Below are 26,444 nucleotides of genomic sequence, written 5' to 3'. Positions count from 1 at the left end.
CGGAAGCCGCCCTCCCCTCCCAATGCGCACGCCCCCGCCCGGCAGGCCCCAGCCCCATCCGCGCCGTACGCCTGCGCCGACCTCCGCCGTACGCCCCCTCGCCGCACCGGCGCCGGGGGGTGGCCTCCCGCAGGAAGCCGCCCTCCCCTCCCAATGCGCACGCCCCCGCCCGGCAGGCCCCAGCCCCATCCGCGCCGTACGCCTGCGCCGACCTCCGCCGTACGCCCCGTCGCCGCACCGGCGCCGGGAGGGTGACCACCGCAGGGAGCCGCCCCCACCCGCCTCCCCTCCCAACGCGCACGCCCCGCCCGGCAGGCCCCAGCTCCCCCCGTCCTCGCCGTACGCCCCCTCGCCGCACCGGCGCCGGTAGGCGGGGCGGGTTTCCACCTCGGTGGGGTTAGGTCTTCTCCAGGTATTCGGCGCGTTCGTCGGCCAGGAGGCGGTCGATCTCGGCGCGGAGGCCGGGGTGGGTGGTGAGGGCGGGGTCGGCGGCGAGGAGGGCAGCGGCCTCGTCGCGGGCCGTGGCGATGACGTCCTCGTCGCGCAGCAGTTGCAGCATCTTGAGCGACGACCGTTTGCCCGACTGGGCGGCGCCGAGGACGTCGCCCTCGCGGCGCTGTTCCAGGTCGACGCGCGAGAGCTCGAACCCGTCGAGGGTCGCGGCGACGGCGTCGAGGCGGGCGCGGGCGGGGGTGTTCTCCGGGAAGTCGGACACCAGCAGGCACAGCCCGGGCAGCCCGCCTCGCCCGACGCGCCCGCGGAGCTGGTGGAGCTGGGAGACGCCGAACCGGTCGGCGTCCATGATGATCATCACCGACGAGTTGGGCACGTCGACGCCGACTTCGATCACCGTGGTCGCCACCAGGATGTCGATCTCGCCCCGGCTGAACGACCGCATGATGGCGTCCTTCTCCTCGGGCGGCAGCTTGCCGTGGAGGACGGCCACGCGCAGGTCGTGGAAGGGCCCTTCGGACAGCATCTCGGCCACCTCCAGGACGGCCAGCGGCGGCCGGCGCTCCTCGTCGGCGGAGGCGGAGTTGGAGTCGGAGGGGGCCAGGTCGCCCTCGTCGCCTTCCAGGTCGCCGATGCGGGGGCAGACGATGTACGCCTGCCGGCCGAGGGCGACCTCTTCGCGGACCCGGGCCCAGGTGCGTTCGAGGTAGTGGGGCTTCTCGGCGGCGGGGACGACGTGGGTGGTGATGGGCGCCCGCCCGGAGGGGAGCTGGGAGAGCGTGGAGACTTCCAGGTCGCCGAAGACGGTCATGGCGACCGTGCGCGGGATGGGGGTGGCGGTCATGACGAGGACGTGGGGCCGGGCGTCGCCTGCCTTCTCGCGGAGCGCGTCGCGCTGCTCGACCCCGAAGCGGTGCTGCTCGTCGACGACCACGAGGCCGAGGTCGGCGAACTGGACGTGCTCCTGGAGCAGGGCGTGGGTGCCGACGACGATCCCGGCGGTGCCGGAGGCGGCGTCGAGCAGGGCCGCGCGCCGGGCGGCGGCCCCCATCGAGCCGGTGAGCAGGGTGACGGCGGTGCCGCCGAACATGCCGCCCTGCGCCAGGTCGCCCAGCATGCCGCTGATCGAGCGGTGGTGCTGCTGGGCGAGCACCTCGGTCGGGGCGAGCAGCACGGCCTGGCCGCCCGCGTCGACGACCTGGAGCATGGCGCGCAGCGCGACGACGGTCTTGCCGGCGCCGACCTCGCCCTGGAGCAGCCGGTGCATGGGGTGCTCCAGCGCCAGGTCGGCGGCGATCTCCTCGCCGACGGCCGCCTGCCCCTCGGTGAGCGAGAACGGCAGCCGCGCGTCGAAGTCGGCCAGCAGGCCGCCGTCGCGGCGCGGGCGCGGCTTGGCCGGCCACGCGGTGGCCGCCTGCCTGCGCTGCAGCAGCACGGCCTGGAGCAGGAACGCCTCGTCGAACTTCAGCCGCTTGCGGGCCCGCTGCACGTCACCGAAGTCTTTCGGCCGGTGGATCGCCGTCAGCGCGTCGTCGAGCCCCGGCAGCGCGTGGCGGGCGCGCAGGTCGGCGGGCAGCGGGTCGTCGAGCGGGCCGAGCGTGTCGAGCATCATGCCGATGGCCCGCCGGATCGCCCACGGGGTGAGGTCCTTGCCCGCCGGGTAGATGGGCACCGGCGCCGCCGCGAAGTCCTCGGCGCTCGCCTCGCCCTCCTCGAACAGCTCGAACTCGGGGTGGGCGAGCTGCCAGCGCGGCTTGCCCCGCGCCCCGAACAGCCCCACCTTGCCGGCGAACATGCCGCGCCTGCCCGGTTTGAGCCGCGACTCGGCCACGTGGGAGCCCTTGCCGAAGAACGACAGGTAGATCTTGCTGCCGCTCCCGTCGACGACCTCGACCTCCAGCCAGGTGCCGCCGCGGTTGCGCATCGGCTTGCGCATCAGCCGGGTGACCTCGCCCACCACGGTCACGTGCTCGTCGACCTCGAGGGCGTCGAGCGAGGTCAGCTCGCCGCGCTCGGCATAGCGCCGGGGGTAGTGGCGCAGCAGGTCGCCGACCGTCTCCAGGCCGAGCACGGTGTGCAGCAGCTTGGCGGTCTTCGGGTCGAGCGCCTTCGTCAGAGGCTCGTCGAAACGGCTCACGCCACCTAGTTCTACCGCTTGCGGCCGACAGGAATCACTCGACGCCGATGAGCAGCGGGTAGCCGTCCTGCTCCCCCTGGTAGACGACGAGGTCGACGTCGGGCCGTACGCGCGAGAGATGCCCGGCCACGTGGTCGGCGAGCAGGGCCGGGGCGCGGGCGCCCGTGACGAGGGTCACCAGCTCGCCGCCGCCCGCCACCATCCGGTCCACGACGAGCGTGGCGACGCCGTCGAGCGTGTCGCCGATCACGGCCACGTCGCCGTCGATCAGCCCGAGCACGTCGCCGGGGCGGCACAGGCCGGCGCTGGTGACGGCCTCCTGGTCGGCCAGCGCGAGGTGGCCGTGGCGGGTGTGGCCGGCGGCGTCGGTCATGGTGACCACGTCGTCGTCGAAGCGCCGCAGCGGGTCGTGCACGGCGAGCGCGGCCAGGCCCTGCACTGTCGCCCTGGTCGGCAGCACGCTCACCGCGACGCCGTCCTCGCGGGCGATCTCGGCGGCGGCGGAGGCGACGGCTCCGGCGGCCTCGTCGTTCGGGAGCACGACGACCTCGTCCCCGGCCTGCCGGATGGCGGCGAGCATGGCGGGCAGGGCCGGCCTGCCGCCGGGCTCGCGCCGGACGACGACCGCGCCGCACTCCTCGAACAGCGCCGCGATCCCGTCGCCCGCGGCGACCGCCACCACGCCCCGGCCGGGTCCGGCGCGGTGGGTGCGCTCGGCCAGGTAGGTGATCCTGATGCGGTGGGGGCGGCCGGCCCGCAGCCCGGCCTCGACGGCCGGGCCCGCCTCGCCGACGTGCACGTGGACGTTCCACAGCCCCTCGCCGCCGACCACGACGAGCGACTCCCCCATGGCGTCGAGCTCCGTACGCAGCCGGGCGACGGCCTCGTCGTCGGCGTCGAGCAGGTACATGACCTCGTAGCCCGCGCCCACCTCGGTCATCGGCGACACCCGGGCGGTCGGTCCGGGCACCTCGTAGCGCTCCCGGTGAACGCCGGTGATCACCGCGGCGAGCGTCTCCAGCACGATCGCCAGCCCGGCGCCGCCCGCGTCGACGACGCCGCTGCGGGCCAGCACGTCGAGCTGGTCGGGGGTACGGCGCAGCGCCGCGCGGGCGGCCTCGGCGGCGCGGCGCGCGACCTCACCGGGCCCGCTCCGCAGGTCCTGTACGGCCTCCGCGGCGGCGGCCAGCACGCTCAGCACCGTGCCGTCGACGGGCCTGGCGACGCTCTGCCTGGCGAGCGCGGCTGCCCTGGCCAGCCCGGCACGCAGGTCGGAGCCGTCCTTCAGCACCTCGGCCAGCCCGCGCAGCGCCTGGCTGACGATGACCCCGGAATTGCCGCGCGCCCCGACCAGCGCCCCGTAGGAGAGCGTCTGCCACACGACCTCGGCGCCCACGTCGTCGGGCAGCGACTCGACCGCCTCGGCCGCCGACAGCATCGTCAGGTGCAGGTTCGTGCCGGTGTCGCCGTCGGCCACCGGGAACACGTTGAGCGCGTCGAGCTCGCCCCTGGCCCTGCCGAGCGCGTCGGCGGCCAGCCGGGCCCAGCGTCGCACCGCGGGCGGGTCGAGATCCTCCATGTGCGCGCTCCGGCCTCCCCGCGTGCGCTACCGTTAATCGAGGAGAATATCGCCGTGTCCGGCGTCGTCCAGTGGTGATCGAGTTCGCCGTGGTGGTGCGGATCGGATATTCTCGTCTGGCTGGCCGGTTGTCCCGGCATGCCCTCCGCCCGACGAACATCAGCGGACCGGGCTACATCGACTGTTTTAAGGAGCGATACCGTGGCTTCCGTCTGCGATGTCTGCCGCAAGGGGCCGACCTTCGGCAACAACGTGTCCCACTCTCACCGCCGCACCCGCCGTCGTTGGAACCCCAACATCCAGACGGTTCGCGCGGTCGTCGGCGGCACGCCGAAGAAGATGAACGTGTGCACCTCGTGCATCAAGGCGGGCAAGGTCACCCGCTAACCCACGCTCTGTCGAAGGCCCGCCGCTCACCCGAGCGGCGGGCCTTCGTCGTGCCCGCCGAGCCGCAAAGGCCCGCAGGACGCCGCAGGCCCGCCGTACGGGCTCGGGTCACCGCTGGGTGCGCTGCTGCCAGGCGTGGTCGACCGGGCCGATGCCCGCGCCCAGGGGGAAGCCGTGGGCGATGGCGCCCGTCACGTACGCCTTGGCCTTGGCGACGGCGCCCGGCACGTCCTCGCCCAGGGCCAGGTGGGAGGCGATGGCGGAGGCGAGCGTGCAGCCGGTGCCGTGGGTGTGGCGGTTGTCGTGGCGTTCGGCGGTGAAGCGGTGCTCGGCAGCGCCGTCGGTGAGGAGGTCGACGGGCCTGCCGGGCAGGTGGCCGCCCTTGACCAGCACCCAGGTGGGCCCGAGCTCCAGGATGGCGTCGGCGGCCCGGCGCAGGTCGTCCTCGTCCTCGACCTTGACGCCGGTGAGCTGTTCCACCTCCCACAGGTTGGGGGTGACGACGGTGGCGACGGGCAGCAGGCGCGTCCTGAGCGTCTCGACGGCCTCGGGCGCGAGCAGGGAGTCGCCGTGCTTGGACACTCCGACCGGGTCGACGACGAGCGGCGCTGGGTAGCCGGCCAGCTTCTCCGCGACCAGCTCGACCAGGGCGGGCGAGGCCAGCATGCCGGTCTTGACGGCCTGGGCGCCGATGTCGCCGAGCACCGAGTCGAGCTGCGCCCGCACCGCCTCGGGCGGCAGCTCCCAGTAGCCCTGGACGCCGATGGAGTTCTGCGCGGTGACCGCGGCGATCACGCTCATGCCGTGCACGCCCTGGGCCAGCATGGTCTTCAGATCGGCCTGAATGCCCGCACCGCCGCCGGAGTCGGATCCGGCGACGGTCAGCACGCGTGGGGGAGTCGAAACCGTCATATCCCCCATCCAACCACTTAGCTGACGGAACACTCCCCGCCGACCATGCCGCAGCTACGCGGCTGGCCCGCCTTGCCGAGGGCCTTGACGGTGATCTCACTGGAATCGCCGGACGCGATCGTCGCCGACAGGTCCACGATCAGCAGGTTCCCGTCCTGCGTCCAGGTGGCGCCGTCGACGTCCGTGACGCGGCCCCGTACGGGCAGCGACAGCGTGAGGGCGGTCAGCGGGCCGGCGGAGGAGTTGCGGACGTTCACGGCGGCGGTGTAGCCGGTGAGGCCCTGCTTGACCACGTCGAAGTCGACCCGCACGGAGGAGCCGCCGGCCGCGAGCTGGGTGGTGGCCGTCGGGGCCGGCTGGGTGGTGCTGTCCTGCCTGGGCCGGCCGTCGGCGTCACCCAGCGGGGACGTCTCCTCGCTGGGCGTCTCGGTCGGGATCTCCTCGATGATCTCGTCGACCGGCTCCTCCACAGGCTCCTGGGCCTGCTTGGACTTGGTCTTGGTCGGCTTGGGGGTCGGCGACGGGGTGCGGCGCGGCTGGACCGGGGCGTTCGTGGCCTTCGGCGCCGGCGGGTCGGCCGCCTCGCTCTCCTTCTCCGTCGGCTCGTCCTCCACCGGCTCCTCGGCGGGGTCCGCCACGGGCTCGGGGTCCTCGGCCGGGGGCTTGGACACGGCCGGGCCGGGCTGGTTGCTCGCCTGGACGGCGGCGCAGGCGCCGCCGGGGCAGTCGGCCGCGCCGCCGGAGCTCATCAGCTTGACGCCCGCCACGGTGCCGCCGAGCACGATGGCGACGGCCGCCACGGAGAGCAGGGCCAGCTTGCCCCTGCCGCCGGACGGGGCGTCGTACGGGTCCTTGGGCGGCTTGCGGCGGCCACGGCGCGAGCTGGGCTCCGGCTCGGCGGGCTGCTCGCCGTCCGACGACCAGCCGGAGCCGAGGAAGCCGCTCTCGGCCTCGGCCCACGCGGGGGTGGGCGCGGCCATCGTCGGCTCGCCTGCCACCTTGACGTCGCCCGGCTCGGGCGGGCCTGCGGTGACGGGCGGGTCGAACCTCGCCGTACGGTCGTCAGGGAAGGGATTGAACGCGCCGGTCCGCTCCGCCGGGCCCTCGTCGAACGCCTCCCCGCCGGCGAACCCGCCGGGCCGGGCGTACGGGTTCGGGTGGTCGCCGCCCACGGGCTCGAACGACCCCGTCCGCGGCCCCTGGTCGAACGGGTTGGGGACCGGGACCTGCGGGTTCGGCGGGGCGTCCTGCTCGAACGGGTTCGGCTGCTTGGCCTGGCCGAAGGGGTCCGACGGCGGGCCGAAGACGGCCGTGCTGTCGTGCGGGGCCGGGTCGAAGACGCTGGGCCGGGACGGCGGCTGGGCGGCGGCCTCGGGGACGTCGTCCCAGGAGGCCGGGCGGGCGAAGGCGCCCGTGACCTCGAAGGGCTGGTCAGCCGGCGGGACCGGGCGTCCGGGCTCCGGCCGGGGCGACGCGGCGAAGGCGCCGGTGACCTCGAACGGGTCGGACTGCGGCACGGCTGAGGACGGGGCGTCGTCCCGCTGGGGCATGGGCGACCACTGGCCCGTCACCTCGACCTGGTCGGGCAGTGACGGCCAGCCTGGCTCGGACGGCTTGCCCTCCGAGCCCCAGAAGGACTCGGGCTGCTCGTCGTGCGAACCCCAGAAGGCGCTGGTTTCCCCCCGTTCGTCCCCATCTTCGGATCCACCGGTGCCGTGGCGGCCCATGACAGCCCTCTCTGCCGGTTACAGTTGGCCGCCAATCTTCATAACACCTTTACTACGCCTTTGTCCCAACATTCCCCGCAGTCACGCCGGAAATCCGGAAAATACTACTCAAATCGGGCTAGTTGGTCACCTAAAGTGATCCCATCCGCCGGGCCCGGTCTCACGCCCCGTGACCCCGACGCCCTCCCCCTCGACCACGCGCCCCACGACCTGCCAGGAGGCGGGAAGCTGCACGTCAGGAGGGAACGTGGCGGCCAGGGCGTGGTCCTCGCCGCCGGTGAGCACCCAGTCGAGCGGATCGGCGCCCAGCTCCTTGGCCGCCGCGGCCACCGGCTCCGCCACCGGGAGCGCCCCCGGGTCCAGCTCGACGCGCACCCCGCTGGCCGCGGCCACGTGGCCCAGGTCCTGCAGCAGCCCGTCGCTCACGTCCAGCATGGCGCTCGCGCCCAGCCGAGCCGCCTCCGGCCCGCACGCGTAGGGCGGGCTGGGCCGCCGGTGGCCCGCCACCACGTCGCCCCAGCGCGGCTCCCGTTCGGCCTGCTCGCCGCCGGTGGCGCGGCCCGCCTCCAGCAGGGCCAGCCCGGCCGCCGAATAGCCCAGGCGGCCCGCCACGGCCACCACGTGCCCAGGCCGGGCGGCGGCACGGGTCACCGGCGCGCGGCCCTGGAGGTCGCCCAGCGCCGTCACCCCGATGACGACCAGGTCGCAGCGGGTGACGTCGCCCCCGGCCACACTGGCCCCCACCAGGGCGCACTCCTCGCGAAAGCCGTCCGTGAGGCCGTCGAGCCAGGTGAGGGGCAGGTCGGCGGGCATCCCGAGCCCGACCACGATGGAGGTGGGCACCGCGCCCATGGCGGCCACGTCGGCCAGGTTCTGGGCCGCGGCCTTGCGGCCGACGTCGTAGCCGCTGGACCAATGGCGGCGGAAGTGCCTACCCTCGATCAGCAGATCCGTAGAGACCACGACGCGCCCGTCCGGCGCGCCGACCATCGCGGCGTCGTCGCCCGGCCCCAGCAGCACCGCGGCGCCCTGAGGCAGGCGCGCGGCGATGCGGGCCACAACTCCGAACTCGCCGAGTTCACCGACTGTGATGACGCACCTCCTGACGCTCACAGGGTACGGTGGCCCTTCGGCGTGATCCAATCGCCTGGGAGGACGTAATGGTGCAGGCCTACATCCTTATTCAGACCGAGGTCGGCAAGGCGGCGGCGGTGGCCCACGAGATCTCCGGCATCACCGGGGTGACTCAGGCGGAAGACGTGACGGGCCCCTACGACGTGATCGTGCGCGCCGAGGCTCGCAACGTCGACGAGCTGGGCAAGCTCGTCGTGGCCCAGATTCAGGCCGTGGAGGGCATCACGCGTACCCTTACGTGTCCGATCGTCCATATCTGAGGTAGATCTTTCCATGCGTACGGCCCCCGTCCTGCTTGTCCTGCTCGCACTGGCCGGATGCGGTGGCGCCGTCCAGGTCGAACCGCCCAAGCCCGAGGGTGAGGCGGTGGCGGCCTGCGACCGGCTGGCCGGCCTGCTGCCCGCCAAGATCGGGGCCGACGGGCGCACGGAGTCCACGCCCGCCTCCCCGTACGTCGCGGTGTGGGGGCCGGGCACGGTCGCGTTGCGCTGCGGCGTGCCCAGGCCGGCCAGGATGGCGCCCACCGACCAGCTCCAGGAGATCAACGGGGTGGGCTGGTTCGCCGATCCCGAACGGCCCACCCTGTTCACCGCCGTCGCCGCCCCGCTCTACGTGGAGGTCACGGTCGGCGGCTCGCACGTGGCCCCCGAGGTGCTCGCCGAGCTGTCGGGCCCGATCGGCCAGGTGTCAGCGCAGCCCCGGTGACCGGTTGAGCGCGAGCTGCACGAGCCGGTCGACCAGCGCCGGGTAGGGCAGCCCGGAGGCGGCCCAGAGCTGCGGCGCCACCGACAGCGCGGTGAAGCCCGGCATGGTGTTGATCTCGTTGAGCACCAGCCGCCCGTCGGGCGTGTAGAAGAAGTCGACCCGCGCCAGCCCCTCGCACTCCAGCGCCTCGAACGCGCGCACCGCCATCGCGCGCAGCTCCTCGGCCGCCTCGGCCGGGATGTCGGCGGGCACGGTGAGCGACATCTGGTCGGGGTAGTACTTGGCCTCGAAGTCGAAGAACTCCTGGCCGCCCTCGACCCTGACCTCGCCGGGCGCCGACGCGGCGGGCGGGTCGTCGCCGAGCGACTCCAGCACCGCGCACTCGACCTCGCGCCCGGTCATGGCCTCCTCGATGAGGACCTTGGGGTCGTGCTGCCTGGCGAACTCCACGGCCCGCTCCAGCTCGGCCCGGTCGTGCGCCTTGGAGATGCCCTGCGAGGACCCGGCCCTGGCCGGCTTGACGAACACCGGCCAGCCGAGCTGCTCCTCGGCCTCCTTCACCACCCGGTCGCGGTCGAGCCGCCAGTCACGGTCGCGGACCACCACGTAGCGGCCGATCGGCAGCCCGGCGGCGGCCAGGACCGTCTTCATGTAGCCCTTGTCCATGCCGACCGCGCTGGCCAGCACGCCGGAGCCGACGTAGCGGACCCCGGCCATCTCCAGCAGCCCCTGGATGGTGCCGTCCTCGGCGAACGGCCCGTGCATGACCGGGAACACCACGTCGACCGAGCCCAGCTCGACCGGGATGCTGCCCGGGTCGTAGGCCACGAGGGAGCTGCCGCCCGAGGGCAGCGCGAGCGCCGCGCCGGTGGTCTCGACGGCGGGCAGCTCTCCTTCCTCGATCTGGAAGCGCTGATCGGCCGAGGCCAGCACCCACCTGCCGTCCTGGGCGATCCCGATGGGGATCACCTCGTACTTGCTCCTGTCGATCGCCTCCAGCACGCTGCCCGCCCCCATCAGGGACACGGCATGCTCGGAATTGCGACCTCCGAAAACGACGGCGACGCGTGGCTTGCTCATGAGGTCCGAATCTACCGGCGCGCTCCGCCCACAGCGAGTCAAGCACGCGTGTTTCGGGACATCAGACGCCGTAACGCTCGGGTTTGGGTGAGCGCGACATGAGCAGCATCCCCGCCTCCGCAGGCGACATGCCGTCGTGGACGACGCCGACGACGACTTCGGTGATCGGCATTTCCACGTCGTGTTTCCTGGCCAGCTCCAGCACCGACTCGCAGGACTTGACGCCCTCGGCGGTCTGCCGGGTGGCGGCGACGACCTCCTCCAGCGTCATGCCGCGCCCCAGGTTCTCGCCGAAGGTGCGGTTGCGTGACAGCGGCGAGGTGCAGGTGGCGACCAGGTCTCCCATGCCGGCCAGCCCGGCGAACGTGTGCGGGTCGGCGCCGAGCGCGGCGCCCAGGCGGGAGATCTCGGCCAGGCCCCTGGTCATCAGCAGCGCGCCCACGTTGTCGCCCATGCCCATGCCGGCGGCCACGCCGACGGCCAGCGCGATCACGTTCTTGACGGCGCCGCCGAGCTCCACGCCCACCACGTCGGTGTTGGTGTAGGGGCGGAACCACGGCGGCAGGTGGCACGCCTTCTGCAGCCGGTCGGCGACGCCCTCGTCGGCGCAGGCGACCACGGCGGCGGCGGGCTGGCGCTGGGCGATCTCCTTGGCCAGGTTGGGCCCGGAGACGACCGCCACCCGCTCCGGCGGCACCCCGGCGACCTCGCGGATCACCTCGCTCATCCGCTTGGTGGTGCCGAGCTCGATGCCCTTCATGAGGCTGACCAGCACCGCGTCACGCGGGATGTGCTCGCGCCAGGCGGTCAGGTTGGCCCGCAGCGTCTGCGAGGGCACGGCCAGCACCACGAAGTCGGCCCCGTCGAGCGCCTCGGCGACGTCGGTGGTGGCGCGCAGCGAGGTGGGCAGCGCGACGCCGGGCAGGTAGTCGGCGTTCATGTGGGTGCGGTCGATCGCCTCGACCACCTCGGGGCGGCGCCCGTACAGGACGGTCTTGTTGCCGGCCTCGGCGAGGATCATCGCGAACGTGGTCCCCCAGGAGCCGGTGCCGAACACGGCGGCCTTGGTCATCTCGTCACCGTCCGGCGGGATCGTAGGGAGTCTCGGGAGCCTTCTCGCCGCGCAGCTCGGCGAGCTGGGCGGTGAGCGCGGCCATGATGTCGGCCGTGGCCTCGCGCAGCACGTCGGCGTGCGGCGCCCGGCCGGCGTAGCGCGACAGGTCGACCGGGGGGCCGACCAGCACGCGGAACGTCTTGCGGGGGAAGAGCCTGGGCCGCTTCTGGCCGTAGGGCAGCAGCTCGTGGGCGCCCCAGTGGGCGATGGGGATCACCTGCACGCCGCTCTCCAGGGCCAGCCGGGCGGCGCCCGTCTTGCCCACCATCGGCCACAGGCGGGGATCGCGGGTGCAGGTGCCCTCGGGGTAGAACAGGATCGCGCCGCCGTCCTTGAGCCGCTGCTCCGACTCCCGCAGCGACCTGGCGGCGTCGGCGCTGCCCCGGTAGACGGGGATGGCGCGCAGCGAGCGCACCGCGTGGCCCAGCAGCGGCACCTTGAACAGCGCCGCCTTCGCCAGGATGATCGGCCAGCGGCCGTTGTTGTAGAGGAAGTGCGACAGCAGCACCGGATCGGCCCACGACAGGTGATTGGCCACGATGATCACGCCTCCCGTGCGCGGGAGGCGGTCGCCGCGGCGCCAGTCTTTCTTGACCAGGAGCCACGAGAGCGGTTTCACGATCACGACGGCCAGGGTTTCCCAGAAACGCGACGGTCGCGTGACGCGGCTCATGGTCTCCTCCAACACCTCTGGTATGCGCACAAGTCTCCCGGTTGGCCGCCAGGGATGTCGAGGCGCGATGCTTAAGCCTATGAGCATCCGCTGGTCGCTGGTCATTCCGGTGAAGACCCTGGTAGCGGCGAAGACCCGGCTGGCCGCCGCCACGGGCCCGCACCGCACGCGGCTGGCCGTCGCGGTCGCCTGCGACACCGTCACTGCCGCTCTCGCCTGCCCGGCGGTCGCCAGGGTAATCGTGGTGACCGCCGACCCGGCCGCCGCGGGGCCGCTGGCCGGGCTCGGCGCCGACGTGGTGCACGACCCGGACCGGGGGCTCAACACGGCGCTGCGCACCGGCGCGGCGCACGCGGTGCGGCTGGCGCCCGGCGACCCCGTCGGAGCGCTTCAGGCCGACCTGCCGGCGCTGCGCCCGGCGGAGCTGGCGATCGCGCTGGGGGCCGCCGCCGAGTTCGACCAGGCGTTCGTGCCCGACGCGCTCGACGTCGGCACCACCTTCTACGGCGTACGGCCCGGCAGGCCCTTCCGGCCCCGGTTCGGCGGCGAGTCACGGGCCAAGCACCTGGCGGGCGGGGCCAAGGAGCTGACCCCGGAGGGCATCGACTCGCTGCGGCGCGACGTCGACACGCCGGACGACCTGCGCGCCGCCATGACGCTCGGCCTGGGCGCCCACACGGCGGCGGTGGTCGCCGAGCTGTGGCCAGACGGCGATGACGACGGCGGTGATCAGGTCTAGGCTGGAACGCATGCAGGGGACGGTGCGCAGCTTCGACGAGGCCACCCGGTCCGGCTCGGTCTTCCTCGACGACGGGACCGTGCTGGCCTTCCCCGCCCATGCCTTCGACGCCGGGCCGCTGCTGCTGTTGCGCACCGGCCAGCGGGTCAACTTCACGGTGTCCGGCGGCGAGATCAGCTACATCACGCTGTCGACCTTCCCGCTGCCGTGAAAAGGCCCGGACCCCCGTAAAGGGAGCCCGGGCCTTTCGCCGCTGCGGTGCCTACTTCTTCTTCGCGGCCTTCTTGCCGCCCTCGTTCACCAGATCCTTGAAGTCCGAACCGGGGCGGAACTTGGGCGCCCAGCTCTCCGCCACCTTGATCTCGGCGCCGGTCGAAGGGTTCCTGGCCGTCCTGGCCGGCTTGTGCACCATCTCGAAGGCGCCGAAGCCCGTGATCGAGACCTTGTCGCCGTTGGCGACTGCCTTCTGGACGGCGTCGATGACCGCGTTGACGGCCTCTGTCGCCGTCTTCCTGTCGCCGACGCGATCCGCGATGGCGTCGACGAGTTCCCGCTTGTTCATGAAAGTTTCTGCTCCCCCAGTTACGGCTCGGGGTTCCAGCTCACGAGTCTGACGTAGAAACCCCTTACGCGCTCGAAAGTAGGCGGGATCGGGGGGGAACTCAATCACCCGGCGTGTTTTCGTCCTCGCGTGGCGTGTCGGCGGCCTCGTCGAGAACGGCCAGGAAGTTGTCCAGGCGGGCGGCCGCGCGGCCGGGATCGAGCTTGGCCTGGTCGCAGATGGACAGGTAGTGGCGCGCCAGCCGCTCGCGGGGGCCGGGGTGGGCCCGGCTCAGAAGGCCCCGCCGGCGGTCCGCTCCCCCCACCCCCCGCGCCAGCTCGTCGTCGTCTAGACGGTGGTCGGCAGCCATGGCTGCCGACCATTCTCGTACGTGGCGATGTCGTCGGCGTGACGCAGGGTCAGCCCGATGTCGTCCAGGCCCTCCATGAGCCGCCAGCGGGTGTAGTCGTCGATCTCGAAGGCGACGGTCTCGCCGGCCCAGCGGACCTGGCGCTCGGCCAGGTCGACGGTCACCTGGAGGCCCGGGTCGGCCTCGACGGCGTCCTGCAGCGCCTCGACCTTGTCGCCCGGCAGCACGACCGGCAGCAGCCCCATCTTGGTGGAGTTGTTGCGGAAGATGTCGCCGAACCGGGCGGCGATCACGACGCGGAACCCGTACTGCTGGAGCGCCCACACGGCGTGCTCACGCGAGGAGCCGGTGCCGAAGTCGGGGCCGGAGACCAGGACGGACGCGCCCGAGTAGGCGGGGTCGTTGAGGACGAAGGACGGGTCCTCGCGCCAGGCGGCGAACAGGCCCTTCTCGAACCCGGTGCGGCTGACCTGCTTGAGCCAGACGGCCGGGATGATCTGGTCGGTGTCGACGTTGCTGCGGCGCAGCGGCACCGCCGTACCGGTGTGGGTGGTGAAGGCTTCCATCGGTGGGTCTCCTAGAGGTCGGCGGGGGCGGTCAGGCGGCCGGTGACGGCGGTCGCGGCGGCGACCTGCGGCGACACCAGATGGGTGCGGCCACCCTTGCCCTGGCGGCCCTCGAAGTTGCGGTTGGAGGTGGAGGCGCTGCGCTCGCCCGGCTGGAGGGTGTCGGGGTTCATGCCGAGGCACATGGAGCAGCCGGCCTCGCGCCACTCGGCGCCGGCGGCCTTGAACACCTCGTGCAGGCCCTCCTCCTCGGCCTGGCGCTTGACCAGCATCGAGCCGGGGACGATGAGCGTGCGCGTCCTGACCTGGCGGCCGCGCAGGATCTCGGCGGCCGAGCGCAGGTCCTCGATGCGGCCGTTGGTGCACGAGCCGACGAAGACGGTGTCGACCTCGATGTCACGCAGCGGGGTGCCGGCGGTCAGGCCCATGTATTCGAGGGCGCGCTCGGCGGCCGAGCGGGCGACCGGGTCGGCGAAGCTCTCCGGGGCGGGGACGCTGTCGCTCAGCGGCAGGCCCTGGCCCGGGTTCGTGCCCCAGGTGACGTACGGCGTCAGCGTTGAGGCGTCGATCTCGACGACCTTGTCGAAGACGGCGTCGTCGTCGCTCCTGAGCGTCTTCCAGTAGGCGACGGCCTGGTCCCACGCCTCGCCCGACGGCGCGTGCGGGCGGCCCTCGAGGTAGGCGAACGTGGTCTCGTCGGGCGCGATCAGGCCGGCCCTGGCGCCCGCCTCGATGGACATGTTGCACACCGTCATGCGGCCCTCCATGGAGAGCTTGCGCACGGCCTCGCCGCGATACTCGACGATGTAGCCCTGGCCGCCGCCGGTGCCGATCTTGACGATGATGGCCAGGATCAGGTCCTTGGCGGTGACGCCGACAGGCAGCTCGCCGGAGACCTCGATGGCCATCGTCTTGGGCCGGTAGGCGGGCAGCGTCTGGGTGGCCAGCACGTGCTCGACCTCGGAGGTGCCGATGCCGAACGCGATGCCGCCGAACGCGCCGTGGGTGGAGGTGTGGGAGTCGCCGCACACGATCGTCATGCCGGGCTGCGTCAGGCCGAACTGCGGGCCGATGATGTGGACCACGCCCTGGCCGGCGTCGCCCATCGGGTGGAGCCGCAGGCCGAACTCGGCGGCGTTCTTGCGCAGGGTCTCGACCTGCGTCTTGGACACCGGGTCGGAGATCGGGCCGAGGACGGTCGGCACGTTGTGGTCCTCGGTGGCGATGGTGAGATCGGGCCTTCGCACGGTCCGGCCGGCGAGACGGAGACCGTCGAACGCCTGCGGGCTGGTCACCTCGTGGATGAGGTGCAGGTCGATGTAGAGCAGGTCGGGCTCGCCGTCGGCGCGGCGCACGACGTGCTGCTCCCAGACCTTCTCGGCCAGTGTGCGGCCCATGGGATCTCCTCCTTGAGACAGACCTCCGACTTGCCTTCTCATATGTCGAGACGGCAGTATCGGTGTATGGACAACTCTAGCGGAGTCGGAGTACTGGACAAGGCCGTTCTGGTGCTCAACGCCCTCGAAGCCGGACCGGCGTCACTGGCGCAGCTCGTCCAGGCCACCGGCCTGGCCCGCCCCACGGCCCACCGGCTGGCCGTCGCCCTTGAGCACCACCGCATCGTGACCCGTGACACGCAGGGCAGGTTCGTGCTCGGCCCCAGGCTTTCGGAGTTGTCCACGGCCGCCGGCGAGGACCGCCTGCTCGCGGTCGCCGCGCCCGTGCTCATGCAGCTGAGGGACCTGACCGGCGAGAGCGCGCAACTCTACCGGCGGCAGGGCGACGAGCGGGTGTGCGTGGCCGCCGCCGAGCGCTCCAGCGGCCTGCGCGACACCGTGCCCGTCGGCTCGGCGCTGCCGATGACCGCCGGGTCGGCGGCCCAGATCCTGCTGGCCTGGGAGGAGCCCGACCGGCTGCACCGGGGGCTGCGCGGCGCCAAGTTCACCGCCGCCACCCTCGCCTCCGTGCGGCGCCGGGGGTGGGCCCACAGCGTGGGAGAGCGCGAGCAGGGTGTGGCGAGCGTCTCAGCCGCCATAAGGGGCAGCGGCGGCAAGGTGATCGCGGCGGTCAGCGTGTCGGGTCCCATCGAGCGCCTGACCCGCGCCCCGGGGCGGCTGCACGCGGTGCCGGTGATGGCCGCGGCCGAGCGCATCACGGAGGCCATGCGACGCACGTCATGATCCGCCAAAGCCGGTATTTAGGGAGCCGAGTGCGTCGCTGGCGCACTAGCCTGAGTGCGTGACAGATCGCATCGAGGTAGCCGCCACTGAGCTGCGACCCCTGCTCGAAGAGTTCATCTTGTGGGCACGGACCAACGCGCCCGACAGCGACCCCGAGCTCGTGGGGCCCGCCGCACTGTGGCACCGTCTCGCCTTCTCGCAGGACCTCGGCACGTGGAAGCGCGCCGACCTGCGTAACCTGCTGCTCGATCGCATGCCGAAGGTCGTCGACGACCCCGACGCGGCCGCCGACGGCATGCTCCCCGCCGTCGACGCCTACCTGACCTTCCTGTCGAGCACCGGCAGGCTGGCCAAGGGCTCCGACAGCCTCGCCGATCTGCAGGCCGAGCTCGACGACGTGGAGGACGACTTCGTCGAGCTGATGGAAGACCTGATCGAGGACGTCGAGGACGAGGACGAGACGGGCGACCTCGGCGACTTCGAGCCCTTCGCCGACGATCTGGCCGACCTGCCCACGATCAGGCTGCGGCCCGACGCCGAGCTGGCCGCCGCCGCGCGCGCGGTGCCGCTCATCGCCAAGGCCCGCGACCTGGCCCTGTGGGTCGGCTCCGGCCGCCGCGTGGGCGAGGACACGCTGCTGTCCGACGCCGAGGTCGAGGAGGCGCTGGCCGCCGTCGGCCTGCCCAGGCCGGAGACCGAGGGCGCGCTCGCCGAGGCCGTGCCCGACCTGTGGAACCTGTGGAACCTCGCCGTCGACCTGGAGTTCCTGGAGCCGGGCGAGGGCAACACGGTGGCCGTGCAGGACGACACCGCCGAGTGGCCGTTCGACGACGACGAGGACGTGCTCGACGCCTGGATGCTCGGCCTCCACTCCGTCGACTACGGCGACCCCGAGCTGGCCGACGAGGACCTCACCATGGCCCTGGCCGGCCTCACCCGGGGCCTGCTGGTCAGGCTGCTGCTCGCGGGCGGCTCACGCGATCTGGCCGGGCTGCGGCGCGAGCTGGCCGAGGCCGCCGCCGAGATCGACGAGCTGGGCGCCCAGGCGTGGCACGAGGCGGGCGACCCGCTCGCCCCGGCGCTCACCTGGCTGGCCGGCTACGGCATGACGGAGGTCTCCGGCGACACCGTCAGCCTCACGCCGCTCGGCACCGAGGGCGTCGTCCACCTGCTCGACGACTCCGACATCGAGATCGACGCCCGGCCCGCCATCGAGTCGATGAGCGCGCACGAGCTGCTGGTCCTCAGCGCCGAGCTGCCCGAGGAGGAGGCCGACGCGGAGTTCGCCGCCTGGATGCGGCTGCGCGAGCCCGCCAAGGCCGCCGAGGAGCTGCTGGAGGCCGCCGCCAAGGACGGCGACGACGCGCTCATCCGGGTGCAGGCGGCCAGCGTCGTCGGCACGCTCGGCGAGGCCGCCGTGCCCGCCTGGCAGGCCGCGCTCGACGAGGTGTCGCTGCGCCCCTACGCGGCCACGCACCTGAGCCAGCTCGGCGTGGAGGGCGCGCCCGAGCCCACCCCTGACGACACCAACTGGCTGATCCTCGACATGTGGACCATCTCGGCCGGGCTGGGGCGGCAGGAGTTCGTGGGCAGCCTGCGCGACATCGGGCCGGAGCTGCTCAACAACCTGCTGGACGTGGTGTGGAAGATTCCGCACGCGCACGTGGAGGAGCTGCTGGACCTGATCTCCCAGGTGCATCCGGACAAGCAGATCGCCAAGGCGGCCCGGCGGGCGCTGTTCAAGGCCCGCTCCGCCGCGCAGTAGTCCGCCGGACAGTGGAAAGCGCGCCTCCCTCATCGGGGGGCGCGCTTTCGCGTCTCATTTCGTAAACGAAAAGACCCGGCGCCAGATGGGCCGGGTCTTCAGGTGAAGGCGTAGTCCCGACCGGATTCGAACCGGCGCTACCGCCTTGAGAGGGCGGCGTCCTGGGCCACTAGACGACGGGACCTTCATGAGCTTGTGACAGTGGTAGTCCCGACCGGATTCGAACCGGCGCTACCGCCTTGAGAGGGCGGCGTCCTGGGCCACTAGACGACGGGACCCTGTCCACAAGCTGGTGCCGGGCCTCCCCGGCAACGGACGTAACTCTACCGCACGGCGAGGAGCACAACCAAACCGCTATCGGGCCATCAGATCGGGCCTGCGCTGTCGTACCAGCTCACCCATCGGCCCGCGCTCCCACAGCGGGTCGATCGCGCCGAGCGGGATGCCGAGCCACTGCAGGCCGGACTCGGGGTGGACGGGCACCCGGGCCAGGTGGTCGCGCATCCAGCCGGGGACGCGGCCCGGCAGCACCCGCGAGCCCCAGCCGACGAGGCCGATCGTGCGCATCTCCCCGGCGCGCACCCGGACGCCGCCGGGGCGGCCGATGACCCTGCGGCCGGCCATCGGGCTCTCCACCACGTCGACGCGCTCGATGTCGGCCCACGCCAGCCGCAGGCGGAAGCCGTACGAGTCGGACAGCTCGACGCCCTGCGGCGAGAAGCGCACCACGGTGCCGTCGACCATCCGCCGGTATTTGACCGCGAGCACGCCGACGAGGGCGGCCGTGGCCGCGGCGGCGACGAGGACGCCGAGGAGCGTGCTCCGGGTGAGGATCGCGCCCAGCGCCAGGCAGACCGGGAAGAAGAGCGCGAGCGGCATCAGGAAGGGGGCGGCGAACGCGTAGAAGGAACCGCGACGCATCCGGAACTCGGTCATGAAAACAAGAAAGCGGATGTTTCTGATCGAAACATCCGCACTGTCACTGCACTGTGCTGGGGTACCAGGACTCGAACCTAGACTAACTGAACCAGAATCAGTCGTGCTGCCAATTACACCATACCCCACCGCGGCGAACCCCCTGCGGGGCGCGCTCGGCGATGTCCGAAAGAATAGCCCAGCTCGGGGGGTAAGACCAAAACGAATACGCGGCGGGGTCCGGCACCGGCCGTGACGTGCCAAGCTGATGGGGACAAATCACCACGTGGAGGAGCCTCAGCGTTGGCCGAGAACCCGTTCTTCGCCCCTAGCACCCTGCCCTATCAGCTGCCGCCCTTCGCGGAGATCCGGGAGGAGCACTACCTTCCCGCGTTCGAGCGCGGGATGGCCGAGCAGCTGGCCGAGGTGGCGGCCATCGCGTCCGCCGAGGAGCCGCCGACGTTCGACAACACGGTCGCCGCGCTGGAGAGGTCCGGGCGCGTCCTGAACCGGGTGGCGACGGTCTTCTACTCGATGGCGTCCTCCAACACCTCCGACGCGCTGATGGAGATCGAGAAGCGGATCTCGCCGGAGCTGGCCAGGCACAGCGACGCGATCCGCCTCGACCGGGCGCTGTGGGACCGGCTCAAGCGGGTCACGACCGACGACCCGGAGGAGGCGTGGCTGCTGGAGAAGTACCGCGACGACTTCGTCCGCGCCGGCGCCGACCTGTCGGAGCCGGAGCAGGAGCGGCTGCGGGCGCTCAACGAGGAGCTGTCGACGCTGTCGACGGAGTTCTCGCAGAACCTGCTCAAGGCCTCCACCGAGTCGGCGCTGGTCGTCGACGACGCCAAGGAGCTCGACGGGCTCGACGAGGCCACGATCAGGTCGCTGCGCCAGGACGGCCGTTACGTGCTGCCGCTGCTCAACTTCACCAACCAGCCCGCGCTGGCCCAGCTCACCGACCGCGACGTGCGCCGCCGCCTGTACGAGCTGAGCGTCGAGCGGGCGCCCGGCAACCGCGCGCTCGCGATCCGGATGGCGAGCCTGCGCGCCGAGCGCGCCGCGCTGCTCGGCTTCCCCAGCCACGCCGCGTACGTGGTCGCCGACGAGACGGCCAAGACCGTTGAGGCCGTCGAGGAGATGCTCTCCCAGCTCGTCGGCCCGGCCGTGCGCAACGCCCGCGAGGAGGCCGAGGCGCTGGCGGAGCAGGCCGGGTTCGCGATCGAGCCGTGGGACTGGTCCTACTACGCCGAGAAGGTGCGCCGGGCCCGCTACGACCTCGACGCCGACGCCATGCGCCCCTACTTCGAGCTGGACCGCGTCTTCCGCGACGGCATCTTCCGGGCCGCCGAGCTGCTGTACGGGCTGAGCTTCGCCGACCGGCCCGACCTGCACGGCTACCACGAGGACGTGCGCGTCTTCGAGGTGTCCGACGAGGGCGGCGAGGCGCTCGGCCTGTTCCTGCTGGACCCGTACGCCAGGGCCAACAAGCGCGGCGGCGCGTGGATGAACAACCTGGTCGACCAGTCGTTCCTGTTCGGCGAGAAGCCGGTCGTGATGAACAACCTGAACGTCACCAAGCCCGCCGAAGGGCCGACGCTGCTGACGTACGAGGAGGTCAACACGGCCTTCCACGAGTTCGGGCACGCGCTGCACGGGCTGTTCTCCGAGGTGCGCTACCCGAGGGTGTCGGGCACCAACGTGCCGCGTGACTTCGTCGAGTATCCGTCGCAGGTCAACGAGATGTGGGTGACCTGGCCGGAGATCCTCGAAAGCTACGCCCGCCACCACGAGACCGGCGAGCCGATGCCGGCCGAGCTGGTGGCCAAGCTGAAGGCGGCCGAGCGGTTCAACCAGGGCTTCAAGACCGTGGAGTATCTGGCCGCGACGCTGCTCGACTGGGCCTGGCACAAGCTGGCCCCGGGCGAGGAGGTGACCGACGCCGAGGCGTTCGAGGCGGCGGCCCTGGAGACGGCCGGCATCGCGTTCCCGCTGGTGCGGCCGCGTTACCGGACCAATTACTTCGCGCACGTCTTCTCGGGCGGCTACAGCGCGGGCTACTACTCCTACATCTGGAGCGAGGTGCTCGACGCCGAGAGCGTGGAGTGGTTCAAGGAGAACGGCGGGCTCAAGCGGGCCAACGGCGACCACTTCCGGCGGGAGCTGCTGTCGAAGGGCGGCAGCGTCGACGCGCTGACCGCGTTCCGCAACTTCCGGGGCCGCGAGCCGGGCATCCGCCCGCTGCTGGAGCGCCGCGGCCTGGTGTGACCCGGGCCCGGGACCACCAGGGTCACCAGGGTCACCAGGGTCATCGCGCGGGGTCGTCGCGGGGGGCTTCGAGCTCCGCGATGGCCTCGCGCAGCCATGTCCGCTCGGCCTCGCTGGAGGCTCGGGCGACGATCAGCATGCCGCGCCGGTACGGGTCGCGCTCGTCCTTGATCCGCACCGGCGCGCCCCCCTCGTGGAAGAAGCTCGCCGGGGCCTCCAGGAACGCCAGCCTGCGCCGCAGCACCCCGGCCCGCTCGGCCCGGTCGCGCAGGGCTGACAGGAACGTCAGCAGCCCGAAGAACCGGGTCTGGTCGCTGATGTCGAGGTCGCTGGGCTCGCGCAGGCGCCTCAGCAGCTCCTCGCGGCCCGCCGGGGTGAGCGTGAGGACCTGGCGGCGGGCGGCGTGCGTGCCGGCCTCCTCGTGCCGCTCGACGAGGCCCTTGGACTCCAGCCGGGCGATCGCCGGGTAGAGGGCGCCGTCACTGACCGGGCGCAGGTGGCCGGTCAGCGCGGCGATCCTGGCCTTGAGCTCGTAGCCGTGCATGGGGCGCTCGCCGAGGAACCCCAGGATGGACAGGGTCAGGTCACCGCCGCTTGCCATGGGATGCATCGTAACGCTATACCTCTAATCGAGATACTACGATTCGAGGTATGCGTGTTCAGGCTGGCGACGCCCATCTACGTGGAACTGCTCACGGCCGTCGTGGCGGTGGGGCTCATCGACCTGCTCTGGGTGTCCGGGCTCGGCGAGGACGCCATCGCCACGGTGACGATCGCCACGACCGCCGAGACCCTGGCCTACGGGATCTTCCTGGCCGTGCCGACGGGCGTGACCGTGCTCGTCGGGCGGCGCGACGGCCGCGCCCCGCTGGCGCCCGTCGTCAGGACCGGGTGGGTGCTGTGGGCGGGGCTCTCCGTGCCCATCACGGCGGCCGGGCTCTGGCTGGCGGGCGGGGAGGCGTACTTCCTCATTGCCTTCGCCGGATGGCCCGTGTACTTCGCCCAGACGGTCGTGGACGGGGTGCTCAAGGGCCGGGGCGACACCAGGCGGCCGATGCGCCACGCGCTGCTGTGCAACGCGCTGGTCGTCGCGCTGGACCCGCTGTTCATCCACGGGCTCGGCCTCGGCGTCGAGGGCGCCGCCCTGGCCACCGTGCTCGCCCGCGCCATCACCCTGGCGGCCTCCTTCCCCGCCCTGCGCAGCCCGGAAGCGAGCCCGGGAGCGAGCACGGAGCCCGGGGCGGGGTTGCTTGTGGGAGCGGTGGTGCGCACCGGGCTTCCCATGTCCGGGGACTTCCTGGCGCGGGCGCTCGTGGGCATGGTGCTCGTCGACCTCGTCGCCGGCTTCGGCACCGCCGAGCTGGCCGGGTACGGGGTCGGGCAGAAGGTGATGCTGGCCGGGGTGATGGCGTTCTACGCGCTCCGCCAGGCCACGATGATCCGCACCGCCCGGGGCGAGCACACCGGGTCACCCCTGCTCGCCGGGCTGGCCACGGGAGCCGTGGTGGCGGCGGTGCTCAACGTGGCCGCCGAGCCGGTCGCCGCGCTGTTCGCCGCCGACCCGGGGCCCGCCGTGGGGTTCCTGCGCTGGATGACGCTCTATCTGGTGCCGTTCGGCGGGCTGATCGCCGTGGGCGGCGTGCTGCAGGCCACCGGGAGAGGCGGCCGGCTGCTCGCCGCCACCCTGGCGGGCTTCGCCGCCCAGCTGCCCCTCGCGTACGCGCTGAGCGCCTGGCTGGGCGTCACCGGGGTGTGGCTGTCGATGGCCGCCGGCGCGACCCTCAGCCTCACCGCCGCCGTCCTCCCCCGCATCACGCGGGCGGGCGGACCGCGGTGACCGGCCCGAGGGGCCCCGGCCGGTGGCCGGGGCGGCGGCGGGTCAGCCGTCGAGGCGGCTGAGGGCGGCGCGGAGGCGTTCCTGGGAGCGCTCGCGGCCGAGGACCTCGATGGACTCGAACAGCGGCAGCCCCACCGTGCGGCCGGTGACGGCGACGCGGACCGGAGCCTGGGCCTTGCCGAGCTTGAGGCCGTGGGCGGCGCCGACCTCCTCCAGCGCGACCTTGAGCGACTCGGGGTCCCAGCTCACGGTGTCGAGCCGCTCCAGGTAGCCGGAGAGGATCTCGCGCGGCGAGTTCTTCATCGCCTTGTCCCAGGACGCCTGGTCGAAGACGGGCTCCGGCAGGAAGAGGAAGTCGACGTTCTGCCGGATCTCCGACAGCACGCCGATGCGGGTCTGGGCGAGCGCGGCGACCTTGCTGAACCGCTCGCGGTCCCACGACGGGTCGAGGTAGGGCAGGCACCGCTCCTCGAACGTCTCGATGGGCAGCGCCCGGATGTACTCGCCGTTGAAGGCGCGCAGCTTCTTCTCGTCGAAGAAGGCGCTGGAGGAGTTGACGTCCTCCAGCCGGAACAGCGGCACCATCTCCGACCACGGCATGATCTCGCGGTCGTCGCCGGGCCCCCAGCCGAGCAGCATGAGGTAGTTGACCATCGCTTCGGCCAGGTAGCCCTCGGCGCGGTAGTCCTCCAGGGCGACCTTGTCGCGGCGCTTGGACAGCTTCTTGCGCTGCTCGTTGACGATCACCGGCAGGTGGGCCCACACGGGCGGGACCGCGCCGAGCGCCGGCCACAGGAGCTGCTGCTTGGCGGCGTTGCCCAGGTGCTCCTCGCCGCGCACGACGTGGGTGATGCCCTGGGTGATGTCGTCGACGGCGTTGGCGAGCACGTAGAGGGGTGAGCCGTCGGTGCGGGCGATGACGAAGTCTTCCTGGGCGTCGTTGGGGAACTCGACACGGCCCCGGACCAGGTCCTCGACGACGGTGACGCCCTCGTCGGGCGTGCGGAAGCGGACGGCGCCCTCGGTGAGGCCGCGCTCGCGGCAGTGGCCGTCGTAGCCCTTGTGCTCGGAGCCGGTGCGGGCGACGAGCTGCTCGCGGGTGCAGTCGCAGTGGTAGGCGCCGCCGCCGGCCAGGAGCTTGGCGACGGCCTCGCGGTGCTGCGGCTCGTAGGCCGACTGGAAGTACGGGCCCTCGAAGACGGGGTTGGTGCCGTTGATGCCGATCCAGTCGAGGGCGGAGATGATGCCCTCGGTCCACTCCGGCCGGTTCCTGGTGGCGTCGGTGTCCTCGATGCGCAGCACGAAGCGGCCGCCCGTCTGCTCGGCCAGCGCCCAGTTGAACAGCGCCGTGCGGGCGCCGCCGACGTGGAACATGCCGGTTGGGGACGGGGCGAAGCGCACCCGTAGATCAGTCACGAGAGACCACCTTGTTCGTCAGAGTGCCGATGCCTTCGATCCCGACGCTGACCTCGTCGCCGATCTCCAGCGGGCCGACTCCGGCCGGGGTGCCGGTCAGGATCACGTCGCCGGGGATCAGCGTCATGACCGCGCTGACGTAGGCGACGAGGGCGGGGATGTCATGGATGAGCTGGCTGGTGCGGCCGCTCTGCCGCATCTCGCCGTTGACCGTCGTGGTCAGCGCCAGGTCGGCGGGGTCCAGGTCGGTCTGGATCCACGGGCCGATCGGGCAGAACGTGTCGAACCCCTTGGCCCGGGTGAACTGCACGTCCTTCTTCTGCAGGTCACGCGCGGTGACGTCGTTGGCGCAGGTGTAGCCGAAGATGACGTCCTTGACGCGCTCGGCGGGCACCTCGCGGCACAGCCGGCCGATGACCACGGCGAGCTCGCCTTCGAAGTCGACGCGGTGCGAGAGCGTGGTCGGGTAGGCGATCGCCTCGCCGTGGCCGATCACGGAGGTGGACGGCTTCATGAAGATGAGCGGCTCGTCGGGCACCTCGTTGCCCATCTCCCGGGCGTGCTCGGCGTAGTTGCGGCCGATGGCGACGACCTTGCTCGGCAGCATCGGGGCGAGCAGCCGCACCTGGGAGAGCGGGAAGCGTTCGCCGGTGAACTGGACCTGGCCGAACGGGTGACCGGAGATCGCGGAGACGAACTCCTCGCCCGGACCGCCTTCGACCACGCCGAACGAGACGCCTTCACCTGTGGAGAACCTCGCTATACGCACCTGACAAGGCTATCGCCGCCACCGGTGCGGGTCCGCCCGGTACCGGGGCGGGGCGTGGTTTGCTTGGTGGACCAACTTTGCCGAGGAGCTGACATGCCTTCCGTCGTGAAGATCAACGTGCTGACCGTGCCCGCCGAGATGCGGGAGCAGCTGGAGCAGCGGTTCGCCAACCGGGCCGGGATGGTCGAGTCGGCCGACGGGTTCGAGTGGTTCGAGCTGCTGCGGCCGGTCGACGGCACCGACCAGTATCTGGTCTACACCCGCTGGCGCAGCGAGGAGGACTTCCAGCGCTGGCAGGAGAGCCAGGCGTTCCAGCGCGGCCATGCCCAGGCCAGGGCCGAGGCCGAGGCCCAGGGCCAGGGACCCGGCCAGGGCCACGGGCACGGCCAGGGTCAGGAACCCGGCCAGGGGCAGGCGCACGGGCAGGGCCACGGGCACGGTCAGGGGCCGGCCGCGTCGGGGTCGCAGCTGTGGTCGTTCGAGGTCGTCCAGAGCGCCACCCCCAAGTCCTGAAATTTCACCTGTCGAGCGGGTTCGCGGCGATGCGCTGGGCGATGCCCGCCCGCACGAACCCGCCCGCGAAACTGTCCGGCTTGCGCGCCCCCTGGTCCGCGATGCAGGCGGCGAACTCCCCGGCGATCTCCAGCCTCGGGTAGCGCCGCAGCACCTCCTGCCGCACGCCGTCGGGGATCCGGTCGGTGTTCCTGCCGGAGATGTCCATGCCGGTCGACAGCTCCAGCAGGTGCCCCTCCGGGTCCTGCTCGACCGGCACCTCGGCCCACATGTGCCGGACGATCACCTCGGCCGCCCGCTGCCTGCGCTCCTCCGGCCAGCCGGCGCCGGCGCAGAACGCCCAGGCCACGTGCCCGCCCGCCTCCTCGTACGGCACGGTGTGGCTGTCGAACTCGGCGGCGAGCCCGATGTCGTGCAGCATCGCCGACACCCACAGCAGCTCGGCGTCGAACGCGATGCCGTGCTCCGGCGCGTACGCGGCAGCCCACAGGTAGGCCCGGATCGAGTGGTTGAGCAGCGACGGCGTGTGGTAGCGGGTGGCCACCTCCAGCGCGGCGCGGCAGACGGACGTGTCGGGGATCACCAGGTCGTCGTATCGCATGGCAGAAGCATGGCGCATCGAGCCGCTAACGATCGCGGGGGCCAACTTGACCTTGAGTTC

General features: G+C 72.3%; 27 protein-coding genes and 3 tRNA genes. 10 read left to right on the top strand and 20 right to left on the bottom strand.

Annotated elements, in window-relative coordinates; all coding sequences use genetic code 11:
• Window positions 1–397: 397 nt before the first annotated feature.
• Together recG and AB0J53_RS24555 are read right to left on the bottom strand one after the other, a co-directional pair.
• Window positions 398–2,590 carry an ATP-dependent DNA helicase RecG gene (gene recG, locus AB0J53_RS24560; RefSeq protein WP_364176110.1) on the bottom strand — a complete coding sequence of 731 codons (2,193 nt, stop codon included), beginning with the start codon at window positions 2,588–2,590 and terminating at the stop codon, window positions 398–400.
• Between the two features lie 34 nt (window positions 2,591–2,624).
• On the bottom strand, window positions 2,625–4,169 hold the full coding sequence (locus AB0J53_RS24555; protein ID WP_364176107.1) for a DAK2 domain-containing protein: 1,545 nt from the start codon (window positions 4,167–4,169) through the stop codon (window positions 2,625–2,627).
• Between the two features lie 201 nt (window positions 4,170–4,370).
• Here AB0J53_RS24555 and rpmB point away from each other — a divergent pair, with 201 nt between their 5' ends.
• Entirely contained in the window at window positions 4,371–4,556 is a 186-nt protein-coding gene (gene rpmB / locus AB0J53_RS24550; RefSeq protein ID WP_183656410.1) for a 50S ribosomal protein L28, read from the top strand.
• Window positions 4,557–4,664: 108 nt separating this feature from the next.
• On the opposite strand, the gene thiD is transcribed toward rpmB, so the two are convergent.
• From thiD to AB0J53_RS24535, 3 genes are all read right to left on the bottom strand, one after another.
• Complete coding sequence (thiD, locus tag AB0J53_RS24545; RefSeq protein WP_364176103.1) at window positions 4,665–5,477, bottom strand: bifunctional hydroxymethylpyrimidine kinase/phosphomethylpyrimidine kinase; 813 nt, start codon at window positions 5,475–5,477, stop codon at window positions 4,665–4,667.
• Between the two features lie 8 nt (window positions 5,478–5,485).
• Window positions 5,486–7,195 (bottom strand): cellulose binding domain-containing protein, encoded by a 1,710-nt coding sequence (locus tag AB0J53_RS24540; RefSeq protein WP_364176101.1) that lies wholly within the window; start codon window positions 7,193–7,195, stop codon window positions 5,486–5,488.
• 126 nt (window positions 7,196–7,321) lie between these two features.
• Window positions 7,322–8,308, bottom strand: a complete 987-nt coding sequence (locus tag AB0J53_RS24535) for a thiamine-phosphate kinase (RefSeq protein WP_364176099.1) — start codon at window positions 8,306–8,308, stop codon at window positions 7,322–7,324.
• Window positions 8,309–8,355: 47 nt separating this feature from the next.
• Here AB0J53_RS24535 and AB0J53_RS24530 point away from each other — a divergent pair, with 47 nt between their 5' ends.
• Window positions 8,356–8,589 carry an Lrp/AsnC ligand binding domain-containing protein gene (locus tag AB0J53_RS24530; protein WP_219507021.1) on the top strand — a complete coding sequence of 78 codons (234 nt, stop codon included), beginning with the start codon at window positions 8,356–8,358 and terminating at the stop codon, window positions 8,587–8,589.
• 13 nt (window positions 8,590–8,602) lie between these two features.
• Window positions 8,603–9,034, top strand: a complete 432-nt coding sequence (locus tag AB0J53_RS24525) for a DUF3515 family protein (protein WP_219507022.1) — start codon at window positions 8,603–8,605, stop codon at window positions 9,032–9,034.
• On the opposite strand, the gene AB0J53_RS24520 is transcribed toward AB0J53_RS24525, so the two are convergent.
• From AB0J53_RS24520 to AB0J53_RS24510, 3 genes are all read right to left on the bottom strand, one after another.
• Window positions 9,017–10,114, bottom strand: coding sequence for a D-alanine--D-alanine ligase family protein (locus AB0J53_RS24520; RefSeq protein WP_219507024.1), 1,098 nt, complete (start codon window positions 10,112–10,114; stop codon window positions 9,017–9,019). The genes AB0J53_RS24525 and AB0J53_RS24520 overlap by 18 nt on opposite strands.
• A gap of 61 nt (window positions 10,115–10,175) precedes the next feature.
• Complete coding sequence (locus AB0J53_RS24515; RefSeq protein ID WP_219507026.1) at window positions 10,176–11,186, bottom strand: NAD(P)H-dependent glycerol-3-phosphate dehydrogenase; 1,011 nt, start codon at window positions 11,184–11,186, stop codon at window positions 10,176–10,178.
• 4 nt (window positions 11,187–11,190) lie between these two features.
• On the bottom strand, window positions 11,191–11,901 hold the full coding sequence (locus AB0J53_RS24510; protein ID WP_364176095.1) for a lysophospholipid acyltransferase family protein: 711 nt from the start codon (window positions 11,899–11,901) through the stop codon (window positions 11,191–11,193).
• Between the two features lie 79 nt (window positions 11,902–11,980).
• On the opposite strand from AB0J53_RS24510, the gene cofC reads away from it, so the two are divergent.
• Together cofC and AB0J53_RS24500 are read left to right on the top strand one after the other, a co-directional pair.
• Window positions 11,981–12,640 (top strand): 2-phospho-L-lactate guanylyltransferase, encoded by a 660-nt coding sequence (cofC, locus tag AB0J53_RS24505; protein WP_364176092.1) that lies wholly within the window; start codon window positions 11,981–11,983, stop codon window positions 12,638–12,640.
• A gap of 10 nt (window positions 12,641–12,650) precedes the next feature.
• Window positions 12,651–12,851: a hypothetical protein gene (locus AB0J53_RS24500; RefSeq protein WP_364176089.1), complete on the top strand. Its 201-nt coding sequence runs from the start codon at window positions 12,651–12,653 to the stop codon at window positions 12,849–12,851.
• Window positions 12,852–12,902: 51 nt separating this feature from the next.
• Here AB0J53_RS24500 and AB0J53_RS24495 read toward each other — a convergent pair whose 3' ends face one another.
• The 4 genes from AB0J53_RS24495 to leuC form a co-directional block, all read right to left on the bottom strand.
• Window positions 12,903–13,202, bottom strand: coding sequence for an HU family DNA-binding protein (locus tag AB0J53_RS24495; RefSeq protein WP_219507033.1), 300 nt, complete (start codon window positions 13,200–13,202; stop codon window positions 12,903–12,905).
• 100 nt (window positions 13,203–13,302) lie between these two features.
• Window positions 13,303–13,551 (bottom strand): hypothetical protein, encoded by a 249-nt coding sequence (locus tag AB0J53_RS24490; protein ID WP_364176086.1) that lies wholly within the window; start codon window positions 13,549–13,551, stop codon window positions 13,303–13,305.
• Window positions 13,530–14,117 carry a 3-isopropylmalate dehydratase small subunit gene (leuD, locus tag AB0J53_RS24485; protein ID WP_219517253.1) on the bottom strand — a complete coding sequence of 196 codons (588 nt, stop codon included), beginning with the start codon at window positions 14,115–14,117 and terminating at the stop codon, window positions 13,530–13,532. The genes AB0J53_RS24490 and leuD overlap by 22 nt, the downstream gene beginning before the upstream one ends.
• Before the next feature lie 11 nt (window positions 14,118–14,128).
• Window positions 14,129–15,514, bottom strand: coding sequence for a 3-isopropylmalate dehydratase large subunit (gene leuC / locus AB0J53_RS24480; RefSeq protein WP_364176083.1), 1,386 nt, complete (start codon window positions 15,512–15,514; stop codon window positions 14,129–14,131).
• Window positions 15,515–15,580: 66 nt separating this feature from the next.
• Between leuC and AB0J53_RS24475 the strand changes: the two genes are divergently transcribed.
• Both AB0J53_RS24475 and AB0J53_RS24470 read left to right on the top strand, forming a co-directional pair.
• Window positions 15,581–16,297: an IclR family transcriptional regulator gene (locus tag AB0J53_RS24475; protein ID WP_049556902.1), complete on the top strand. Its 717-nt coding sequence runs from the start codon at window positions 15,581–15,583 to the stop codon at window positions 16,295–16,297.
• A gap of 58 nt (window positions 16,298–16,355) precedes the next feature.
• The gene (locus AB0J53_RS24470; protein ID WP_219517255.1) at window positions 16,356–18,062 is read left to right on the top strand and encodes a hypothetical protein; all 1,707 of its coding nucleotides are present in this window, start codon (window positions 16,356–16,358) and stop codon (window positions 18,060–18,062) included.
• Window positions 18,063–18,173: 111 nt separating this feature from the next.
• Here the strand turns inward: AB0J53_RS24470 and AB0J53_RS24465 are convergent.
• The 4 genes from AB0J53_RS24465 to AB0J53_RS24450 all read right to left on the bottom strand — a co-directional run bounded on the left by AB0J53_RS24465 (window position 18,174) and on the right by AB0J53_RS24450 (window position 19,126).
• Window positions 18,174–18,246, bottom strand: a tRNA-Glu gene (locus AB0J53_RS24465).
• Window positions 18,247–18,264: 18 nt separating this feature from the next.
• Window positions 18,265–18,340 (bottom strand) — tRNA-Glu (locus AB0J53_RS24460).
• 76 nt (window positions 18,341–18,416) lie between these two features.
• Window positions 18,417–18,998, bottom strand: coding sequence for a hypothetical protein (locus AB0J53_RS24455; RefSeq protein ID WP_364176079.1), 582 nt, complete (start codon window positions 18,996–18,998; stop codon window positions 18,417–18,419).
• A gap of 56 nt (window positions 18,999–19,054) precedes the next feature.
• Window positions 19,055–19,126, bottom strand: a tRNA-Gln gene (locus tag AB0J53_RS24450).
• A gap of 154 nt (window positions 19,127–19,280) precedes the next feature.
• On the opposite strand from AB0J53_RS24450, the gene AB0J53_RS24445 reads away from it, so the two are divergent.
• Window positions 19,281–21,248, top strand: a complete 1,968-nt coding sequence (locus AB0J53_RS24445; protein ID WP_364176076.1) for a M3 family metallopeptidase — start codon at window positions 19,281–19,283, stop codon at window positions 21,246–21,248.
• Window positions 21,249–21,288: 40 nt separating this feature from the next.
• On the opposite strand, the gene AB0J53_RS24440 is transcribed toward AB0J53_RS24445, so the two are convergent.
• Window positions 21,289–21,849, bottom strand: a complete 561-nt coding sequence (locus AB0J53_RS24440; protein WP_364176073.1) for a PadR family transcriptional regulator — start codon at window positions 21,847–21,849, stop codon at window positions 21,289–21,291.
• Window positions 21,850–21,903: 54 nt separating this feature from the next.
• Between AB0J53_RS24440 and AB0J53_RS24435 the strand changes: the two genes are divergently transcribed.
• A complete protein-coding gene (locus AB0J53_RS24435; protein ID WP_364176070.1) occupies window positions 21,904–23,085 on the top strand; it encodes an MATE family efflux transporter in 1,182 nt (393 codons plus the stop codon).
• Between the two features lie 42 nt (window positions 23,086–23,127).
• Here AB0J53_RS24435 and gltX read toward each other — a convergent pair whose 3' ends face one another.
• Window positions 23,128–24,501, bottom strand: a complete 1,374-nt coding sequence (gene gltX / locus AB0J53_RS24430) for a glutamate--tRNA ligase (RefSeq protein ID WP_364176067.1) — start codon at window positions 24,499–24,501, stop codon at window positions 23,128–23,130.
• Entirely contained in the window at window positions 24,494–25,270 is a 777-nt protein-coding gene (locus AB0J53_RS24425; RefSeq protein WP_219517264.1) for a fumarylacetoacetate hydrolase family protein, read from the bottom strand. Before AB0J53_RS24425 ends, gltX begins: the two co-directional genes overlap by 8 nt.
• Before the next feature lie 93 nt (window positions 25,271–25,363).
• Between AB0J53_RS24425 and AB0J53_RS24420 the strand changes: the two genes are divergently transcribed.
• Window positions 25,364–25,783 (top strand): antibiotic biosynthesis monooxygenase, encoded by a 420-nt coding sequence (locus AB0J53_RS24420; protein WP_364176064.1) that lies wholly within the window; start codon window positions 25,364–25,366, stop codon window positions 25,781–25,783.
• Window positions 25,784–25,787: 4 nt separating this feature from the next.
• Here the strand turns inward: AB0J53_RS24420 and AB0J53_RS24415 are convergent, their stop codons facing one another.
• On the bottom strand, window positions 25,788–26,384 hold the full coding sequence (locus AB0J53_RS24415; protein WP_364176061.1) for an HD domain-containing protein: 597 nt from the start codon (window positions 26,382–26,384) through the stop codon (window positions 25,788–25,790).
• Window positions 26,385–26,444 lie beyond the last annotated feature (60 nt).

This window comes from Nonomuraea sp. NPDC049725 (genome assembly GCF_040674795.1).
Classification (GTDB): domain Bacteria; phylum Actinomycetota; class Actinomycetes; order Streptosporangiales; family Streptosporangiaceae; genus Nonomuraea; species Nonomuraea ceibae.
Note: the sequence above shows the minus strand (reverse complement) of the source record. Positions and strands in the feature narration are given on the sequence as shown.

Bases quoted from the DNA above. Each gene is read 5' to 3' on its own strand.
- AB0J53_RS24510 (WP_364176095.1), bottom strand. From the start codon at position 11,901: ATGAGCCGCGTCACGCGACCGTCGCGTTTCTGGGAAACCCTGGCCGTC.
- AB0J53_RS24475 (WP_049556902.1), top strand. From the start codon at position 15,581: ATGGACAACTCTAGCGGAGTCGGAGTACTGGACAAGGCCGTTCTGGTG.
- AB0J53_RS24525 (WP_219507022.1), top strand. From the start codon at position 8,603: ATGCGTACGGCCCCCGTCCTGCTTGTCCTGCTCGCACTGGCCGGATGC.
- AB0J53_RS24455 (WP_364176079.1), bottom strand. From the start codon at position 18,998: ATGACCGAGTTCCGGATGCGTCGCGGTTCCTTCTACGCGTTCGCCGCC.
- AB0J53_RS24520 (WP_219507024.1), bottom strand. From the start codon at position 10,114: ATGAGCAAGCCACGCGTCGCCGTCGTTTTCGGAGGTCGCAATTCCGAG.
- leuD (WP_219517253.1), bottom strand. From the start codon at position 14,117: ATGGAAGCCTTCACCACCCACACCGGTACGGCGGTGCCGCTGCGCCGC.
- AB0J53_RS24530 (WP_219507021.1), top strand. From the start codon at position 8,356: ATGGTGCAGGCCTACATCCTTATTCAGACCGAGGTCGGCAAGGCGGCG.
- cofC (WP_364176092.1), top strand. From the start codon at position 11,981: ATGAGCATCCGCTGGTCGCTGGTCATTCCGGTGAAGACCCTGGTAGCG.
- AB0J53_RS24490 (WP_364176086.1), bottom strand. From the start codon at position 13,551: ATGGCTGCCGACCACCGTCTAGACGACGACGAGCTGGCGCGGGGGGTG.
- AB0J53_RS24415 (WP_364176061.1), bottom strand. From the start codon at position 26,384: ATGCGATACGACGACCTGGTGATCCCCGACACGTCCGTCTGCCGCGCC.
- thiD (WP_364176103.1), bottom strand. From the start codon at position 5,477: ATGGGGGATATGACGGTTTCGACTCCCCCACGCGTGCTGACCGTCGCC.
- leuC (WP_364176083.1), bottom strand. From the start codon at position 15,514: ATGGGCCGCACACTGGCCGAGAAGGTCTGGGAGCAGCACGTCGTGCGC.
- AB0J53_RS24495 (WP_219507033.1), bottom strand. From the start codon at position 13,202: ATGAACAAGCGGGAACTCGTCGACGCCATCGCGGATCGCGTCGGCGAC.
- AB0J53_RS24420 (WP_364176064.1), top strand. From the start codon at position 25,364: ATGCCTTCCGTCGTGAAGATCAACGTGCTGACCGTGCCCGCCGAGATG.
- AB0J53_RS24555 (WP_364176107.1), bottom strand. From the start codon at position 4,169: ATGGAGGATCTCGACCCGCCCGCGGTGCGACGCTGGGCCCGGCTGGCC.
- AB0J53_RS24500 (WP_364176089.1), top strand. From the start codon at position 12,651: ATGCAGGGGACGGTGCGCAGCTTCGACGAGGCCACCCGGTCCGGCTCG.
- AB0J53_RS24540 (WP_364176101.1), bottom strand. From the start codon at position 7,195: ATGGGCCGCCACGGCACCGGTGGATCCGAAGATGGGGACGAACGGGGG.
- AB0J53_RS24440 (WP_364176073.1), bottom strand. From the start codon at position 21,849: ATGGCAAGCGGCGGTGACCTGACCCTGTCCATCCTGGGGTTCCTCGGC.
- AB0J53_RS24515 (WP_219507026.1), bottom strand. From the start codon at position 11,186: ATGACCAAGGCCGCCGTGTTCGGCACCGGCTCCTGGGGGACCACGTTC.